The organism is Oceaniglobus sp. K40-3, from assembly GCF_055808395.1.
In genome coordinates, this window is sequence record NZ_CM147868.1 from 358,877 (window position 1) to 375,530 (window position 16,654).

The window sequence follows — 16,654 nt, forward strand, 5'->3', positions numbered from 1 at the left end:
CGGCGGGCCTGCGCGGTGCCATCGCCATCGACGAACCAAGCGATGAAGAAGGCTACTATCTCGTGCGCCGCCTTGAAGAACGCCTCGGCACCGGCGCGGCCCCCGATTACCGCCTCTCGGCCAGCCTCGCCATCGGGCAGGATGGCCTTGGCATCACACCGGATCAGGAAACCACCCGCTACCGCGTGCGCGGCGAACTCACCTGGTCCCTGCGCCATATCGCCAGCGACAAAATCGTCGCCGATGGCCTGACCCGCAATTTCACCGGGTATTCCGCGCCGGTGTTCGACAACACCCGTGGCTCTGTCGCGGGCAACACCGTGTCCGTCATCACCGCAGAACGGGATGCGCGTGAACGGCTGATGGTGATTCTCGCTGACCAATTGGTCAGCCGCCTGATCGCCACTGCCCCCGACTGGCGCCAATGATCCTCACCGGCCCCAAGGCCCAAAGCTATCTGGCCAAACCCGATCCTGCCCGCCCCGGCCTGTTGATTTATGGCGGCGACGCCATGCGCGTGGCTCTGAAGCGGCAACAGGCAGTTGCCGCCCTGATCGGCCCCAAGGGTGACAGCGAAATGCGCCTCACCCGGCTGCCCGCAGGCGACATTCGCGGCGAACCCGCCCTGCTGATCGACGCCATCAAGGCGCAGGGGTTTTTCCCCGGTCCCCGCGTCGCCCTTGTGGAAGACGCCAACCATTTCACCGCCGACCCGCTGACCATGGCCCTCAAGGACTGGCGCGATGGTGACGCGGCAATCATCGTCACTGCCGGCGATCTGAAAAAACCAGCCCCCTGCGCAAATTGTTCGAAAAACACCCCAGCGCCGTGACCATTGCGATCTATGACAATCCGCCCACGGCGCAGGAAATCGACAGCGAACTCGCCAATGCCGGATTGAACCAGATCGAGCCGGGGGCGAAAACCGCGCTTGCCACCCTTGCCCAATCCATCGGCCCCGGCGATTTTCGCCAGACCCTGCAAAAGATCGCGCTTTATAAACGGGGCGATGCCACGCCCCTCATCGCCGCCGATGTCGCCGCCTGTGCCCCGGTGTCAACCGAGGCACAGCTTGACGACATGATGGATATCGTCGCCACCGGCCAATCCGGGCGCATTGGTCCGATGATGTCGCGCCTGCAAAGTCAGGGCGTGAACGCCGTCACCCTGTGCATCGGCACCCTGCGCCACTTTCGCACCCTGCACAGCCTGTCCGTTGGGGCGCGCGTCTTTCACCCGCGCAGTCAGGCCCTTCAGGGGCAGGCGCGCACCTGGGGGGTGAACCGGCTGGAACAGGCGCTGAAACTGCTTACCGACACCGATCTTGCCCTGCGCTCATCCGCCAAGGCGCCGCAAATGGCGGTGATTGAACGCACATTGATTCGCCTTGCCATGATGGGAAAGCGCTGATCGGAAGCGTCAGAAACCGCACGTTTTCCGGGCAAAGGCGCGATCACGCAGCTTTCGCAAAACAACCCAGATCAAGAGGCCGCCGCACCCCCAAAGGCAGTGCGGCACCTGTCTTTTTATACCGCGAACCGCAAGGGCCGGATCGCGCGAAACTTGCCCGTGGCCTGCAATTTGTCCAGCACCGGCTGGGGCGGCTGATCGTCGAGATAGAGCAATGCGATGGCATCATTCCCCTTGTCGGACCGGCCCAGGGTAAAGTTGGCGATGTTCACGCCGTTTTCGCCCAGAGTCTGGCCCAGCGCGCCAATGATGCCCGGGACATCCTCGTTGGTGGTGTACAACATATGCGCCCCGATTTCGGCGTCGATGGTGATGCCCTTGATCTGGATGAACCGGGGTTTGCCATCCGAAAACACCGTGCCTGCAATGCTGCGTTCGCGGGTGTCGGTTACCACGGTCAGCTTGATATAGCCGTCAAATGTGCCGGTCTTGTCCTGGGTTGTCGTGGTCATATCCACGCCACGTTCCTTGGCGATCACGGGTGCCGACACCATGTTCACGTCCGGGTTCGTCGCCTGCATGATCCCGGCCATGACCGTGGCGTTCAGCGCGGCGGTGTTCATTTCGGCCGCCTTGCCGTTGTACAGAACATTCACCGCCTTGATCGGTTCGTCCGTCATCTGGCCCACGAATGCGCCCAGATGCCCGGCCAGTTTCAACCACGGCCCCATCACGGCCGCTTCTTCCGCCGTGACCGATGGCATGTTCAACGCATTGGTAACGGCCCCACTCAGCAGGTAATCCGACATCTGTTCTGCCACCTGCAACGCCACATTTTCCTGTGCCTCCGTGGTGGCCGCGCCAAGGTGCGGGGTTACAACTACATTGGGCAGGTTAAAGAGTGGTGAATTCGTTGCGGGTTCTTCGGCGAATACATCAAACGCCGCCCCGGCCACCCGGCCATCTTTCAACGCTTCGGCCAGTGCCGCCTCGTCCACCAACCCGCCGCGCGCACAGTTCACGATCCGCACGCCGGGTTTCAGCTTGGCAATCGCTTCGGCGCTCAGGATATTGCGGGTCTTGTCGGTCAGCGGCACATGGAACGTGATGAAATCGGATTTCGCCAGCAGTTCATCCAGCTCAACCTTGCGCACGCCCAGTTCCACCGCGCGTTCTTCCGACAGGAAGGGATCATAGGCGATCACCTTCATTTTCAGGCCCAGCGCCCGGTCAATCACGATGGAGCCGATATTCCCGGCGCCCACCACGCCCAGGGTCTTGGCGGTCAGTTCGACCCCCATGAACCGCGATTTTTCCCACTTTCCGGCATGGGTGCTGGCATTCGCCTCGGGGATCTGGCGCGCCACCGCCATCATCAGCGAAATCGCATGTTCGGCGGTGGTGATCGAATTGCCGAACGGCGTGTTCATCACGATCACGCCCTTTTTCGACGCCGCCGGAATTTCAACATTGTCCACACCGATCCCGGCGCGCCCGATCACCTTGAGGTTGGTCGCCGCGTCCAGAATCTTCGCCGTCACCTTGGTGGCCGACCGGATGGCCAGCCCATCGTAATCGCCGATCACCGACAGCAGTTTTTCCTTATCCTTCCCGATTGTCGGGTCGAACGTCACATCAATGCCGCGATCACGAAAGATCTGCACGGCGGTTTCCGACAGTTTGTCAGACACAAGTACCTTGGGGGCCATCTATGGCACTCCTTACGTAAAAATTCGGTTAATCAGAGGGATCAGGCGGCCAATTCGGCGTGATAGGCCCATTCGACCCATGGCATCAGGGCGGCAACATCCGATGTTTCCACCGTTCCGCCGCACCAGATGCGCAACCCCGGAGGTGCATCTCGATACCCGCCAATGTCCAGCGCCACGCCTTCGGCCTCCAACCGCTTTGCCACGGCCTTGGCAAAGGCGGCGCCATCGGCGATGTCGGAATTGGTGAATTTCAGGCACACCGATGTGTTTGACCGCGTCGCCGGATCAACCGCCAGAAAATCAATCCAATCCTGCGCCGCAACGAAATCGGCCACCGCCTTGGCATTGGCATCGGCCCGGGCGATCAGCCCCGAAAGCCCGCCGACCGACCGTGCCCAATCCAGCGCCTGAAGATAATCCTCGACACAGAGCATCGACGGCGTGTTGATGGTTTCGCCCTTGAAAACACCTTCAATCAGCTTGCCACCCTTGGTCAGGCGGAAAATCTTGGGCAAGGGCCAGGCGGGGCTGTAATTTTCCAGCCGTTCAACGGCGCGCGGTGACAGGATCAGCATCCCATGGGCGGCCTCACCGCCCAGCACCTTTTGCCAGGAGAACGTCGTCACATCCAGCTTGTCCCAAGGCAGATCCATGGCAAAGGCGGCGGACGTTGCATCACACAGGGTCAGCCCCTTGCGATCTGGTGCAATCGCATCGCCATTGGCCATGCGCACACCAGATGTGGTGCCGTTCCAGGTGAAACACACATCATTGTCATAATTCAGCGTGGCCATATCCACGATCTGGCCATAGTCGGCCTCATGCACCGTCGCGTCGATCTTTAGCTGTTTGACAACATCCGTCACCCATCCCGATCCGAAACTTTCCCAAGCGACCATTTGCGCGGGCCGTTCGCCCAGCAGGTTCCACATGGCCATTTCAAACGCGCCAGTGTCCGAGGCGGGGACAATCGCGATGCGGTAATCGGCAGGCACGCCCAGAATGTCGCGGGTTTCCTCGATGGCGGCCAGCAGTTTGGCCTTGCCAACAGCGGCGCGGTGCGACCGGCCCAAGGGGGCGTCGGCCAGGCGTTCCAGCGAAAAGACGGGGGTTTGGCACAGGGGCCGGACGAAAAACGCGGATTGACCGGCCGCGTGGCCGGAGCATCAAAAGCCATTGATGGTATCCTCACAGATAAATGCGCCGCGTTGGGGCGGCGTGTCCCACCGCCGCAGATACGCCCAACCCAATGATCCGGCAAGCGCAAAATCGCACCAATCCGGCCCACCCCGATTTCGCAGTGCGCCTATCGGAAACACGGCACCAATTCGGGAAACACGCTCAGATCATCGCCTTGATCGCGGAAATATGGGCCGGGTCGGCCCCTGCCGCATCTTTGGCCAGCTCCAACGCCCGGGTCAGCGGATCGTCACAAATCTCGTCGATCAGCCCAAACATCAACGCCTGATCCGCCGAAAACCGGACCCCGCCCATCAGCAAAAGCCGGGTGCGCGCAGGCCCGATCAGTGCCTTCAGGCGCACAGGGTCAGAGGGTTGCGGTAAAAACCCCAGTTTCATCACCGGATAGAAAAACCGCGCCCCCGGCACCGCCAGCCGCAGATCACAGGCCAGCGCCATGCCAAACGCGCCCCCCGCCATGGTGCCGTTCAGGGCCGCGATACTCAGGCCCTGAAATCCGGCAATGGCGCCTGACAATCGCTCCCACAAGGGTGAGGTGGCCAGCCCGGCCCGTGCCGCCGCAAGATCAGCCCCGGCGGAAAACACCTTTCCGGCACCGGTCAAAACCAACACATGGGCGTCGGCATGCTCCGTCACCTGCGCGATCAGGGTTTCCAGCATCGCCGGGGTCAGGGCATTTGCCTTGTCCGGGCGGTTCAGGGTCAGGGTCACCACGCCGCCATCACGGTGGCAGTCGATCAATCGATCAACCCCACGGCACGGCGGATATCCTCATCGCGCAGGGAAATTTCGCCGCCCAGATAATCGTCACCGCCCGGCCCGCACATCCACAACAGGCATTTCGCGGGCCAATCCGCCGGGATGTGAACGGACCAATCCAACTGGCTTACCGGGTTGATACCGCTTGTCTTTATCTCGCGCTGCATCTGCGTGGCCACGGTGCCGGGCGACAGCCCGATGGCGCGAATGCCCTTGTTGCGCGCCTCGAGGTCCGCACAACGGGTCAGCATCGCCGCCCCCGCCTTTGAGGCGTTATAGGCCGACCATGCCTCGGTCGGGTTATGGGCCGCGCCGGAACTGATGGTCAGAATGGTGCCGCCCCCCGCCTTCATCATCACCGGCATTGCGGCCCGCATGCCGTGGAATACCCCCTTGAGGTTGATGTCGATCGCCTGCCCCCAGGATTCGGGGTCGGCATTGGCCAGATGGGAAATCGGGTCAATCACACCGGCGTTATTGATCATCACGTCCAGGCCGCCAAAAGTGCGCACACAGGCATCGACCGCCGCCGCCACTTCCCAGTACCGCGACACATCGCAAGGGATGGCCAGCGCCCGGTCGGGGCCCAGTTCACCCGCCAGATCCGCCACCGCCTCGGCACTGCGGGCGGCAAGGGCAACTTTGGCACCTGCCTTTGCGAACTCCCGCGCGGCCGCGGCACCAATCCCCCGGCTGGCACCCGTGATCAGAACGGTTTTGCCTGTCATATCCATTGTATCGCTCCTGTTATCGCGGACAGGGAAACCCGGCAGCGCCCCGATGTCAAAGCCAAAGGAAATCGGCGCCAACCCGCCGCGACCCAATGTCATGCCACCTTGACCTCGGCGCCGCGCCGAACCACGTTACCAACGATCTCGAACAGGAAAGATATATCTGATGAAACATATTTCCCGCCTTTTGGGCACCACAGCTTTTTCCCTTTGCCTTGCCCTTCCCGCCGCCGCCGATGTTACTGCAACGCAGGTGTGGGACAATTGGAAGGCAGCGGCGCAATCCGCAGGGCAGACCATGACCGTCGGGTCTCAAACGCAGAACGGCGGAACGCTCTCGCTGAGCGACGTGGCGATCGAGATGAAAACCCCCGAAGGAACGGTCAACGGCACCCTCGCCCAGATCACGCTGGCGGAACAGGGCGACGGCACGGTGCTGATCACCACCTCGCCGGAATATCCCCTTCACGTCAAGATGGACCCGGAAATGGGCGAAAGCGTCGATCTGACGATGCTGATGTCCATGCCCGAAATGAAAACCGTCGCTTCGGGTGACGAAACGACCGTGCGCTATGCCTTTGAAGGGCCCAGCATCAGCGCCACCATCAACGGAATGATGATCGACGATGAACCCGTCGATATGGATATCAAGCTCGCCCTCAGTAATCTGAGCGGCGATTACGCGCTCACCACCGGCGACACCCCCACCTTTGACGGCACGTTCAATGCTGCGGCACTTACGCTTGATGTCGCCGGGAAAGACAATGAAACGCCCGACAACAGCTTTACGGTCAGTGCCGAATATTCCGATCTTGCGCTCAGCTCCAGCGGCACCACCTCCAGCCTGTCTGCCATGGCCGATCCGGCCGGGATGCTTGCCGACGGCGCACGGTATGACAGCACCTATACCCACGGCGGCGGAATGTTCACGATCAGCGGCAAAGACCCGGAATCCGGCACATTCAACCTGAAATCAACCACCGATTCGGGCAACCTCAAGGCATCGATCACCGATGGGGCAGTTGAATATCTTGGTGGCTCCAAGGGGTTGAACATAACGGTGTCGGGCAGTCAGATTCCCTTTCCCGAACTGACCGCCGCCATGGATGAATTCGCCTTCGGCCTCAGCGGCCCCCTGACCCCAACCGATGATCCAAAGGATTTCGGCCTGCTGCTCAACATGGCCAACCTGACGGTCAGCGATGCCTTGTGGTCGCTGGTCGATCCTGCGGGCGTTTTGCCCCGCGATCCGGCCACGGTGATGCTTGACCTGACCGGCACCGCCAAAATGCTGGTCAATTTCACCGATCCCGGGATGCTGGAATCGGCCGACGCGCCGGGCGAATTGCACACCCTCAACCTGAACGGGCTGCGCGTTGCGGTTGCCGGGGCCGAACTGACCGGCAAGGGCGGGTTCACCTTTGACAACACCGATACCGAAACCTTTGGTGGCCTTCCCGCCCCCGATGGGGCGATTGATCTGAAACTGGTGGGGGGCAATGGCCTGCTCGATAAATTGGTCAAAATGGGTCTGATTCCGCAGGATCAGGCCTCGGGCGCCAAGATGATGATGGGCCTGTTTGCCGTCCCCTCGGGCGACGACACGCTTGATTCCAAAATCGAAGTCAAACCCGACGGCAGCATTTCGGCCAACGGTCAGCGCCTGAAATAACCCCCTTGCCAACCGCCGCCGCCCCAGCCGGGCGGCGGCCTTTCCCCCTTGCATGTTGCAGTTTGCCCGCGCGGGGCATAATTGCATGGGGCACCAAACAGGAGCCGCGCGCCCATGTCCGATCGCCTTGCCACCCTCACCGCCGATCTGCTGCACGCCGCCAAAAAGGCGGGGGCCGACAGCGCCGATGCCCTTGCGGTTGACGGCACCTCGCTCAGCATCGACGTGCGCGCCGGGGCGCTGGAACATGCCGAACGCTCCGAAGGCATCGACATCGGGTTGCGGGTGATGATCGGTCAGCGGCAATCCTGCGTGTCGGCCAGCGACATCAAACCCGAAACCCTCGAACAGATGGCCCAGCGCGCCGTCGCCATGGCCCGCGAGGCGCCGGTTGATCCCACCATCGGCCTGGCCGACCCCGATCAACTGGCCCGAACATGGGATCTGGCCGCGCTCGATCTGGCCGATCCCGCCCCCGAACCCGACCCTGCCGCGCTGGAAGACGCCGCGCGCCGGGCCGAGGCAGCCGCCCTTGCCGTCAGTGGCGTGGCGCAGGTGCAATCAGCCAGCGCCGGATATGGCCGCCGCCAGATACACCTTGCCACCTCCAACGGATTTTCCGGCGGGTACGGACGCAGTGAAAACGCCCTGTCCTGCGTTGCGATCACCGGCACCGGCGCGGGGATGGAGCGGGATTATTATGGCGATTTCCGCATTCACGCCGCCGATATGGACAGCCCCGAAACCATCGGGCGGCTGGCGGCAGAACGCACCGTGGCCCGCGCCAATCCACGCCAGCCGAAAACCGGCGCTTATCCGGTGCTGTTTGATGAACGCATCGCGGTATCACTGATCGGCCATCTGATCGCCGCCATCAACGGCAGCGCCATTGCGCGCGGCGCCTCTTGGTTGCGCGATGCCATGGGCGCACAGGTTTTGCCCGCCGGCATGTCCGTGATCGAAGATCCCCTGCGCGCTCGCGCCTCGGGGTCGCGCCCGTTTGACGGCGAAGGCCTGCCCACGGCGCGGCGCGCCATCGTGCAGGACGGCACCCTTACGGGCTGGACCCTCGATCTGGCCACCGGGCGCAAACTGGGCCTTGCCAGCACCGCCAACGCCACCCGTGGCACCGGCGCGCCGCCGTCGCCCGGGGTCAGCAACTTCACCCTCACTCAGGGCGACCAAAGCCGCGCCGATCTGTTGGCCGAAATGGGCACCGGCCTGTTGGTGACCTCGCTCATGGGCAGCACGATCAACCCCAACACCGGGGATTATTCACGCGGCGCCTCGGGGCTGTGGGTCGAAAACGGCGTGCCCACCTATCCGGTGAACGAATGCACCATCGCGGGCAATTTGCGCGATATGCTGCTGTCGCTGACCGCCGCCAATGACGCGCGCAGCCATCTGTCGCGCGCCGTGCCCTCCCTGCGGGTCGAAGGCCTGACCCTCGCCGGTGCCTGACATTTCCGACGATCTGGCCCTTCTCTGCACTGCCGCGCGCGGGGCGGGGGCCATCGCGCTGACCCATTGGCGTGATGATCCCCAGACGTGGGACAAGGGCGGCGGGGCCGGCCCGGTGACCGAGGCCGACCTTGCCGCCAACACCCACCTGCACGACATGCTGCGCCCCGCCCGCCCCGATCACGGCTGGTTGTCCGAGGAATCCCCAGATGATCCGACCCGCCTGTCGGCGCGGCGCTGTTTCATCATTGATCCCATCGACGGCACCCGCGCCTTTATCGAGGGGCAATCTGCATGGGCCGTGTCCGTCGCCATCGCCACCGCCGGTCAGATCACCGCCGCCGCCGTGTTCCTGCCGGCCATGGACCTGCTCTATGCCGCCACCGCCGGGCAGGGCGCCACCTTGAACGGCGCGCCGATCACCGCCTCGGCGGCCGCTGATCCCGACAGCGCCACGGTGCTGGCGGCCAAACCCGTGCTGGACCCGGCCCATTGGCGCGGCCCCCGCCCGCCAACCGGCATTATCGCCCGTCCCTTGCCTATCGGCTTTGCCTTGTGGCGCAGGGCCGGTTTGACGCCATGGTGGTTTTGCGCCCGACATGGGAATGGGACATCGCCGCCGCCACCCTGATTCTGGCCGAATCCGGCGGCATCGCCACCGACCGCAGCGGCGCGCCCCTGCTGTTCAACACACCCGGCGCGCGCACCGACGGATGCCTTGCCGCCGCCAGCGCCCTGCACGCCCCACTGTTGCACCGTCTGGCCTGATTGCCAAAGCATTCCACAGGCTGTGCATGTGTTGTGCACGGCCTTTCCGGCCCCTATACGAAGGGGAACGCGACCAACCACAAGGGCCATGCCATGTCACAACGTCTGCATCTGGTGTTCGGAGGCGAGCTGATCGATCCGTCCAAAAACGTGTTCAAGGATGTCGCAAACCTCGACATCATCGGAATTTTTCCCGACTATCAATCCGCGTTCGACGCGTGGAAATCCGCCGCACAACGTACCGTGGACAATGCCCATATGCGCTATTTCATTGCCCATCTGCACCGGTTGCGCGACGAAGAAATCGCCGCCTCGGCGACCGAGGAACTGGGCGACTGATCCATGTTCAGCCTGTGGCGCCACCGCTTTCAGGCCCGCGCCTCTGCGCGTAAGCTACTGCGCCATAACGAAAAATCGGAAAATCCGGCGCAGATCGACGATGCAATGCAGCGTCTGGGTCAACCCGCTGTCGCCCGCCCCGAGGGTGAGCTGCTGTGGGTGCATCACGCGGCGGGCTCTGATCCCAGCGCGGTCACGCTGCTGTTGTCGCGTCTGCGCGAGGAACGCGGCCCCCTGAACGTGCTGATCACCAGCGCCACGCCCCCGGCCCCCGTCACCGCCCCCGACATGATTCAACAGGCGCTTCCCACCGATACCGCCGAGGCGGTGAACCGCTTTCTCGATCACTGGCGTCCCGACGCCTGCCTTTGGGCCGGCACCGACTGGTTGCCCCATCTTTTGTCCCAAACCGGCACCCGGAAAATCCCCGCGTTTTGCATTGACGCCCGCCTGGTCGAATCCCCCCGCGGCGTATGAAAGCCGCCCTGACCCGCGCCGGGCTGAGCGGGTTTCAGAAAATTCTCACGGGAAGCCAACGGGATGCGGCGCGGCTTGTCTCTCTGGGTGCCCGCACGGATCAGGTTGAATCCTGCGGCTGGCTTGAGGCGTCGACCGGGGCCCTGTCGTGCAACGACAATGAGTGGGCCCACCTGAACGAGACATTCGAGGCGCGGCCTCTGTGGCTTGCCGTTGATGTCCCCGAGGCGGAATTCACCGCCATCGCCGAGGCCCACCGCCGCGCCAGCCGTCTGGCCCACCGCCTGTTGCTGATCCTTGTCCCCGCCGATCCCGACACCGGCCCCGCCCTGCGTGCCCGGCTGGAGGCCGAAGGGTGGCGCACAGCCCTGCGGTCCGCCGATGAAGAACCTGTCGAGGAAACACAAATCTATCTTGCTGATACCACTGGAGAGCTGGGACTTTGGTATCGTCTTGCCCCGATCACCTTCATGGGTCAGACCCTGTTTGGCACCGCCCCCGGACGCGCCCCAGGCGAGGCGGCGGCGCTGGGTTCGGTCGTGGTGCATGGCCCCCGGACCGATGGCCACGGCGCGGCATATGCCCGTCTGCGCCGCGCCGCCGCCCAATGCGAGGTTGCAACGCCCACGGCCCTTGGGCACATGGTTGAACGGCTTCTGGCCCCCGATCAGGCCGCCGAACTGGCCAGCGCCGCCTGGACCGAAGTCACCACAGGCGCCGAAGCCTCGGACCGCACAATGGCCCTGCTGAACGCCGCCCTGAACGGAGACCCCATTTGATGCGCCCGCCGCTGTTCTGGCATAACCGCCCCGACAGGCCGGGCTGGCAGGCCCGCGCGCTGGCCCCCTTGGCGGCGCTCTATGGCGCGGCAACAGCGCGCCGGTTGCGTACAGGTCAGCCATGGCGCGCCGGGGTTCCGGTGATCTGTGTCGGCAACCTGAACGCAGGCGGCACCGGCAAGACCCCCACCGTCATTGCCCTGCTTGATTTGCTGACAGCCGCTGGCCACAGCCCCCATGTGGTGTCGCGCGGGTATGGCGGCACATTGGCGGGGCCGGCCCGGGTGGATGAACAACGTCACCGCGCCCGTGACGTGGGGGATGAACCCCTGCTGTTGTCGGCCTTTGCGCCCACCTGGGTGGCGCGTGACCGCGCCGCCGGTGTCCGCACCGCACAGGATGCAGGGGCCAGTGTCATCTTGCTGGACGACGGGTTTCAGAATCCCGGAGTGTTCAAGGATCTGTCACTGATCGTCGTCGATGCCGCCGTGGGGTTTGGCAATGGCCGGGTCATCCCCGCGGGGCCGCTGCGCGAACCCGTTGCAACCGGTCTGTGCCGGGCCGATCTGGTGCTGCGGATCGGTAACGCCAGCGCGCAGGAGCGGTTCAACCAAATCTGGAGCACGCAGATCACGGTGCCGCAGATCACCGGCCATCTGGCCCCCCTGCGCATGGGGATGGATTGGGCGGGCCTGCGCGTCTGGGCCTTTGCCGGCATCGGGCGGCCTGCAAAATTCTTTGCCACGCTCGCCGCCGAGGGGGCCGAGGTGATCGGCCAACAGGCGCTGGACGATCATCAACCCCTGTCCACCACCCTGCTGCTGCGGCTGGAACGCGAGGCCCGGAGCCACGGCGCGCAACTGGTCACCACGGAAAAAGACGCCGTGCGCCTGCCCGCTGCGTTCCGGCCAAAGGTGCTGACCCTGCCGGTGCGCCTTGCGCTGGATGATCCCACCCCCTGCGCGCCGCCCTGAACCGGGTCGGTCTGTAATTCTCAGCGCGCCTTCAATTCATCGCTCAGGTGGATTGGCGCCACCTTGCCGGTGATCCGCGCCCGATAGACCGGCAGGGATTCAGCCACCCGCATCACATAATTGCGGGTTTCGTCAAACGGGATCAGTTCGATCCAATCAATGACATCCACGTCAGCACTGCGGGGATCGCCCCGGTCTTCCATCCAGCGCAAGGGACGCCCCGGCCCGGCATTATACCCCGCCGAGACCAGAACCACATTGGCGCCGAATCGTTCAACCAGTTCCGCCAGATAAGCGGTGCCAAGGGTGGCGTTATAGGTCGGGTCGGTGAACAAACGGTCGCGGGAATAGGGAATATCCAACTTGCGCGCCATATCCTGTGCGGTGCCGGGCATAAGCTGCATCAATCCGCGCGCGCCAACACCGCTGGCCACACCGGCGTTGAATTCACTTTCCCGCCGGGCGATGGCCAGCGCCAGTTCGACCGGCACCGGGATATTTTCCAACCCCAGTTCGACCACCGGGTAATAGGGGCGCGGCAGGGTCACGCCATGCTGTGCCGCCTCTTTGCCCAGCATCAGCGCCAGATGCGGTTCGCCCAACCCCAGCGCCAGATCGCCAAGGGTGCCGATTTCCGGCCCGCTCAGGGTTTCGGCCAGATGCACAAGGAACCGTTCCGCCAGATCGCGCGCCCCCGCCGCCTGTAACAGCAACGCCGCCTCAAGAACGTTAGAACGGGCAAAGCCGGAACTGGCCAGATCGGGGTATATCTCGCTGCCCGTCAGGGCCGGATCCATGGGCAAACCGCCCCGCTCGGCCGCCAATAATCCGTAAAAGCTGGTCTGATATTCGGCCCCGAACGCATAGGCATTGGCGGCGGGTTCGGCATCGCCCAAGGCCTCATGGGCGCGCCCTTCCCAATATCCGGCCCGACCCAGGCTGATCGGCGTATCCACCGCCTGACGAAATTTCTGAAAATGGGTCAGGGCGCGGGCAGGATCATCCAGAAACCGCAAAGACAGGAACCCCGACAACCATTCCAGATCCGCGTAATCCGCCCCGGATTCCAGATGGTGGGCGGACGCCACCGCATAGGCGTTTTCGTAATCCCCGGCCCGCATCAGGGTGCGGGCCAGCGCGCGGCGTCGTTTCGCCCAGACCTGCGGCTGGCCCAGTTGCGCCGCCGTGGCACTGTAACGCAGGATGATGTCCGTTGCCTCATCGTCGCGGTTGGCGATATGGGCCACGCGAAACCGCTCGAACGCCAGACCGGGGTCATCCTGCAAAGCCTCTGGCACCAACTTGAGCGCCTCTTCCGCGCCGGGGCGGCCATTGCGCAACATCAGGCGCGCCTCGGCCAGCGCGCTCTGCCCGGGATCATCCACCAGAACCATCGCCCGGCGCGCGGCAGATTCGGCGTCCTCCCACAGCATCCGGTCAAGCCGGGCCAGATGCAGGGGTTTCAGCGCGTCGGGGTAAAGGGCAAGCAGGGTCGCCTCGGCCTCTTCGGTCATCGACCTGTCCAGCCACGCCAGTGCCGCCTGCGCCATGGCATCGCCATCGGCCCCGATTTCACGAAACGCCCCCACAAGGGCCACCACACCGTTGCCGGTCACCGGCGGTGTATCGGCGAAAAACGCAATCACATCAGGCGCCCGCCCGCTGAGAGGCAGGGATTTTTCGGTCTGGCGTTTCAGATAGGGCAGCCCCGGCCAATCGGGATGGCGCGCCAGAAACGCCAGCGCATCGTCAAAATCGCCACGCCCCGCGCGCAGCCGGTGCCATTCCACAACGTCCAGCGCAATTGGCCCCGCGCGCCCGGCGGCGGCAACGGCGTCGGTCCAACTGCCGATCTCGATCGCGGCCAGCGCCTGTGACATGCCGTAACTGACCGGCGAAACAAAGGGGCGGCGGGGCGGCGGTGATGTGGATTCGGCCAGCGCGCCGGTGGCGCAGGCGGCAAGGCAAACACAAAGCGCAATAAATCTGAAAAAATTCATGCCTATACCCTAGCCTTATGCCCTGTCACATCAATACACAAACTTGGCAATCGCGCGAAGGGCCGCTAGGGTCCGCCGCGCAATCATCGGGGCAGTTTGGCCCAAACAACAAAGGAAGCGTGTCATGTTCAAGGGATCCTATGTCGCCCTGGTCACGCCGTTCAAGGACGGCCAAGTGGATATGGACACGCTGAAAAAGCTGGTCGACTGGCATATCGCCGAAGGCACGCACGGGCTGGTCCCCGTCGGCACCACGGGCGAAAGCCCCACCCTGAGCCACCGGGAACACGAACAGGTGGTGGAAGTCGTCGTCGCCCATACGGCCGGGCGGGTGCCGGTGATCGCCGGGGCCGGATCGAACAACACGGTTGAGGGCATACGTCTGGTGCGTCATGCCGCTTCGGTCGGGGCGGATGCCGCGCTGGTGGTCACGCCCTATTACAACAAGCCGACCCAGGGCGGCATGATCGCCCATTTCACCGCCCTGCACGATTCGGCGGATATTCCCATCGTGATCTACAACATTCCGCCCCGTTCGGTGGTCGATATGTCGCCCGCCACCATGGGCGAACTGGCAAAACTGCCGCGCATTGTCGGGGTCAAGGACGCCACCGGCGACATCACCCGCGTATCGGCCCAACGGATCACCTGCGGGCATGATTTCGTGCAAATGTCGGGCGAGGATGGCTCGGCGCTGGGGTATAACGCCCATGGCGGTGTTGGCTGTATCAGCGTGACGGCAAACGTGGCGCCCCGGCTGTGTTCCGAATTCCAACTGGCCACCCTGGCCGGGGATTATGCCAAGGCGCTGGAATATCAGGATCGGCTTATGCCCCTGCACATCGCCCTGTTTCTTGAACCGGGCCTGGTCAGCGTGAAATATGCCATGTCGCTGCTGGATCTGTGTTCCGATGAGGTGCGCCTGCCCCTTGTCGGGCTGAGCGATGCCAGCAAGACGGCAATCCGCGATGCCATGAAACATGCCGGATTGCTAACCTAGGCGTCTCAGCCAGCCCAGCGTCGCATCGGTGTCGTCGCCGGGCCGGTATTCGGCCCCCAGCGGCGCATCCCATCCCAGCCGGTCAAGCAGCGCAAAGAGGTGGCCATAGGCCACCTCACCCTGATCGGGCGGGCCACGATCCGGGACTGCCGCAAACTGAACATGGCCAATCAGCGGCAACAACCGCTCGATCCGGCGCGACAGATCGCCCTCGCTTAACTGCACATGATAACAATCGAACATCAGGCGCAGGTTGTCGGCGCCCACCTCGTCGATAACCGCAACCGCCTGATCGGTGTGGTTCAGGAAATATCCCGGCGCATCACAGGCATTCAGCGGCTCAATCAGGATCGTGATCCCATGGGGCGCGGCACGGGCGCAGGCATAGCGCAGGTTTTTCACGAACACCGCGTGGGCCGTGGCACCTTGGGCAAACCCGGCCTGCACGTGAACATTGCCCGCCTTGATGGCAACGGCATATTCCACCGCCTGATCAATGGCATCGCGCGCCTCATCCACACGCCCCGGCAGGGCGCACAGGCCGTTTTCGCCCGGCGCACCGGGCCGCGTGTTCAGGCCCAGCATTGGCAGACCGGTTTCGGCCAGTGCGGCGTTCACCTCGGCGGCGGGGGTGGCATAGGGCCAATGACATTCCACCGCATCAAACCCGGCGCGGTGGGCCGCGCGAATTGCATCGGGCAGCGCAAGATCGGCCCAGAGAAACCCCAGATTGGCGGAAAAGCGTGGCATGGGTGGCGGTCTTTCTGTCGGTTCCCCCTCGGGTTGCCGCACATGGGCATTCACCGATGATCGCCCAGAACTACCTTGCACCTCACCCCCGGTCCACCCCATGATCGCGCCACGCCCACAGCCAAAGGACCATCCACCGTGGCACTGCCCGATCCCACCGCAAACCACAGGTTCCGCTAGGCCGATGTTGCGGATCACCGACACCATATCGATCGAGGAATGGGAGCTGAGCGAGCAGTTCACCCGCGCCTCGGGGCCGGGGGGCAGAACGTCAACAAGGTATCAACCGCCGTTGAACTGCGGTTCGAGGCCGAACGTTCGCCCAACCTGCCCGCGCCGGTGAAAACCCGCCTGCGCCGTCTTGCCGGCCGCCGCTGGACCAAGGATGGCGCAGTCGTTCTTTTCGTCGATGAGACTCGCAGTCAGGCGCGCAACCGCGACATCGCCCGCGACCGGCTGACCGAGCTGATAAATGCCGCCACCAAGGCCCCGAAACGCCGCATCGCCACGCGCCCGACCCTTGGGTCAAAAAACGCCGATTGAAGGCCAAGAAGCTGCGCGGCGATATCAAGGCCATGCGCGGCAGCGTTTCACCCGACGATTGACCTTACCGCATGTTGGA

Annotated in this window: 12 protein-coding genes and 5 pseudogenes; 11 read left to right on the plus strand and 6 right to left on the minus strand. The window is 63.9% G+C overall.

Annotated elements, in window-relative coordinates; translation table 11 throughout:
- Positions 1-62 precede the first annotated feature (62 nt).
- The gene (gene lptE, locus AC0L7P_RS01900) at positions 63-428 is read left to right on the plus strand and encodes an LPS assembly lipoprotein LptE (RefSeq protein WP_473434241.1); all 366 of its coding nucleotides are present in this window, start codon (positions 63-65) and stop codon (positions 426-428) included.
- Positions 425-1,410: pseudogene (locus AC0L7P_RS01905) on the plus strand (DNA polymerase III subunit delta). Before lptE ends, AC0L7P_RS01905 begins: the two are co-directional and overlap by 4 nt.
- A gap of 116 nt (positions 1,411-1,526) precedes the next feature.
- Here the strand turns inward: AC0L7P_RS01905 and serA are convergent.
- The 4 genes and pseudogenes from serA to AC0L7P_RS01925 form a co-directional block, all read right to left on the minus strand.
- On the minus strand, positions 1,527-3,119 hold the full coding sequence (serA, locus tag AC0L7P_RS01910) for a phosphoglycerate dehydrogenase (protein WP_473434242.1): 1,593 nt from the start codon (positions 3,117-3,119) through the stop codon (positions 1,527-1,529).
- A 41-nt stretch (positions 3,120-3,160) separates the two neighbouring features.
- A pseudogene (locus AC0L7P_RS01915) lies at positions 3,161-4,299 on the minus strand (phosphoserine transaminase).
- A gap of 164 nt (positions 4,300-4,463) precedes the next feature.
- Positions 4,464-5,063, minus strand: a complete 600-nt coding sequence (locus AC0L7P_RS01920) for an enoyl-CoA hydratase/isomerase family protein (RefSeq protein WP_473434243.1) — start codon at positions 5,061-5,063, stop codon at positions 4,464-4,466.
- A complete protein-coding gene (locus tag AC0L7P_RS01925; RefSeq protein WP_473435525.1) occupies positions 5,060-5,815 on the minus strand; it encodes an SDR family oxidoreductase in 756 nt (251 codons plus the stop codon). Before AC0L7P_RS01925 ends, AC0L7P_RS01920 begins: the two co-directional genes overlap by 4 nt.
- Positions 5,816-5,978: 163 nt before the next feature.
- Between AC0L7P_RS01925 and AC0L7P_RS01930 the strand changes: the two genes are divergently transcribed.
- The 7 genes and pseudogenes from AC0L7P_RS01930 (at position 5,979) to lpxK (ending at position 12,299) form a co-directional block, all read left to right on the plus strand.
- Positions 5,979-7,484, plus strand: a complete 1,506-nt coding sequence (locus AC0L7P_RS01930) for a DUF2125 domain-containing protein (RefSeq protein ID WP_473434244.1) — start codon at positions 5,979-5,981, stop codon at positions 7,482-7,484.
- A 114-nt stretch (positions 7,485-7,598) separates the two neighbouring features.
- A complete protein-coding gene (locus tag AC0L7P_RS01935) occupies positions 7,599-8,945 on the plus strand; it encodes a TldD/PmbA family protein (protein WP_473434245.1) in 1,347 nt (448 codons plus the stop codon).
- Positions 8,938-9,713, plus strand: a pseudogene (locus tag AC0L7P_RS01940) (3'(2'),5'-bisphosphate nucleotidase CysQ). The gene AC0L7P_RS01935 and the pseudogene AC0L7P_RS01940 overlap by 8 nt, the downstream one beginning before the upstream one ends.
- A 93-nt stretch (positions 9,714-9,806) precedes the next feature.
- Positions 9,807-10,052 (plus strand): DUF4170 domain-containing protein, encoded by a 246-nt coding sequence (locus AC0L7P_RS01945; RefSeq protein ID WP_473434246.1) that lies wholly within the window; start codon positions 9,807-9,809, stop codon positions 10,050-10,052.
- Between the two features lie 3 nt (positions 10,053-10,055).
- Positions 10,056-10,529 (plus strand): glycosyltransferase N-terminal domain-containing protein, encoded by a 474-nt coding sequence (locus AC0L7P_RS01950; RefSeq protein WP_473434247.1) that lies wholly within the window; start codon positions 10,056-10,058, stop codon positions 10,527-10,529.
- Positions 10,526-11,308, plus strand: a complete 783-nt coding sequence (locus AC0L7P_RS01955) for a 3-deoxy-D-manno-octulosonic acid transferase (protein WP_473434248.1) — start codon at positions 10,526-10,528, stop codon at positions 11,306-11,308. Before AC0L7P_RS01950 ends, AC0L7P_RS01955 begins: the two co-directional genes overlap by 4 nt.
- Positions 11,308-12,299 (plus strand): annotated as a pseudogene (gene lpxK, locus AC0L7P_RS01960) (tetraacyldisaccharide 4'-kinase). The gene AC0L7P_RS01955 and the pseudogene lpxK overlap by 1 nt, the downstream one beginning before the upstream one ends.
- A 3-nt stretch (positions 12,300-12,302) precedes the next feature.
- Here the strand turns inward: lpxK and AC0L7P_RS01965 are convergent.
- The gene (locus AC0L7P_RS01965; protein WP_473434249.1) at positions 12,303-14,282 is read right to left on the minus strand and encodes a lytic transglycosylase domain-containing protein; all 1,980 of its coding nucleotides are present in this window, start codon (positions 14,280-14,282) and stop codon (positions 12,303-12,305) included.
- 124 nt (positions 14,283-14,406) lie between these two features.
- Here AC0L7P_RS01965 and dapA point away from each other — a divergent pair, with 124 nt between their 5' ends.
- Positions 14,407-15,282 (plus strand): 4-hydroxy-tetrahydrodipicolinate synthase, encoded by an 876-nt coding sequence (gene dapA, locus AC0L7P_RS01970; RefSeq protein ID WP_473434250.1) that lies wholly within the window; start codon positions 14,407-14,409, stop codon positions 15,280-15,282.
- On the opposite strand, the gene AC0L7P_RS01975 is transcribed toward dapA, so the two are convergent.
- Positions 15,274-16,032, minus strand: a complete 759-nt coding sequence (locus tag AC0L7P_RS01975; RefSeq protein WP_473434251.1) for a hydroxypyruvate isomerase family protein — start codon at positions 16,030-16,032, stop codon at positions 15,274-15,276. The two genes, dapA and AC0L7P_RS01975, sit on opposite strands and share 9 nt — an antisense overlap.
- Positions 16,033-16,216: 184 nt before the next feature.
- Between AC0L7P_RS01975 and arfB the strand changes: the two are divergent.
- Positions 16,217-16,637 (plus strand): annotated as a pseudogene (gene arfB / locus AC0L7P_RS01980) (alternative ribosome rescue aminoacyl-tRNA hydrolase ArfB).
- Positions 16,638-16,654: the final 17 nt, after the last annotated feature.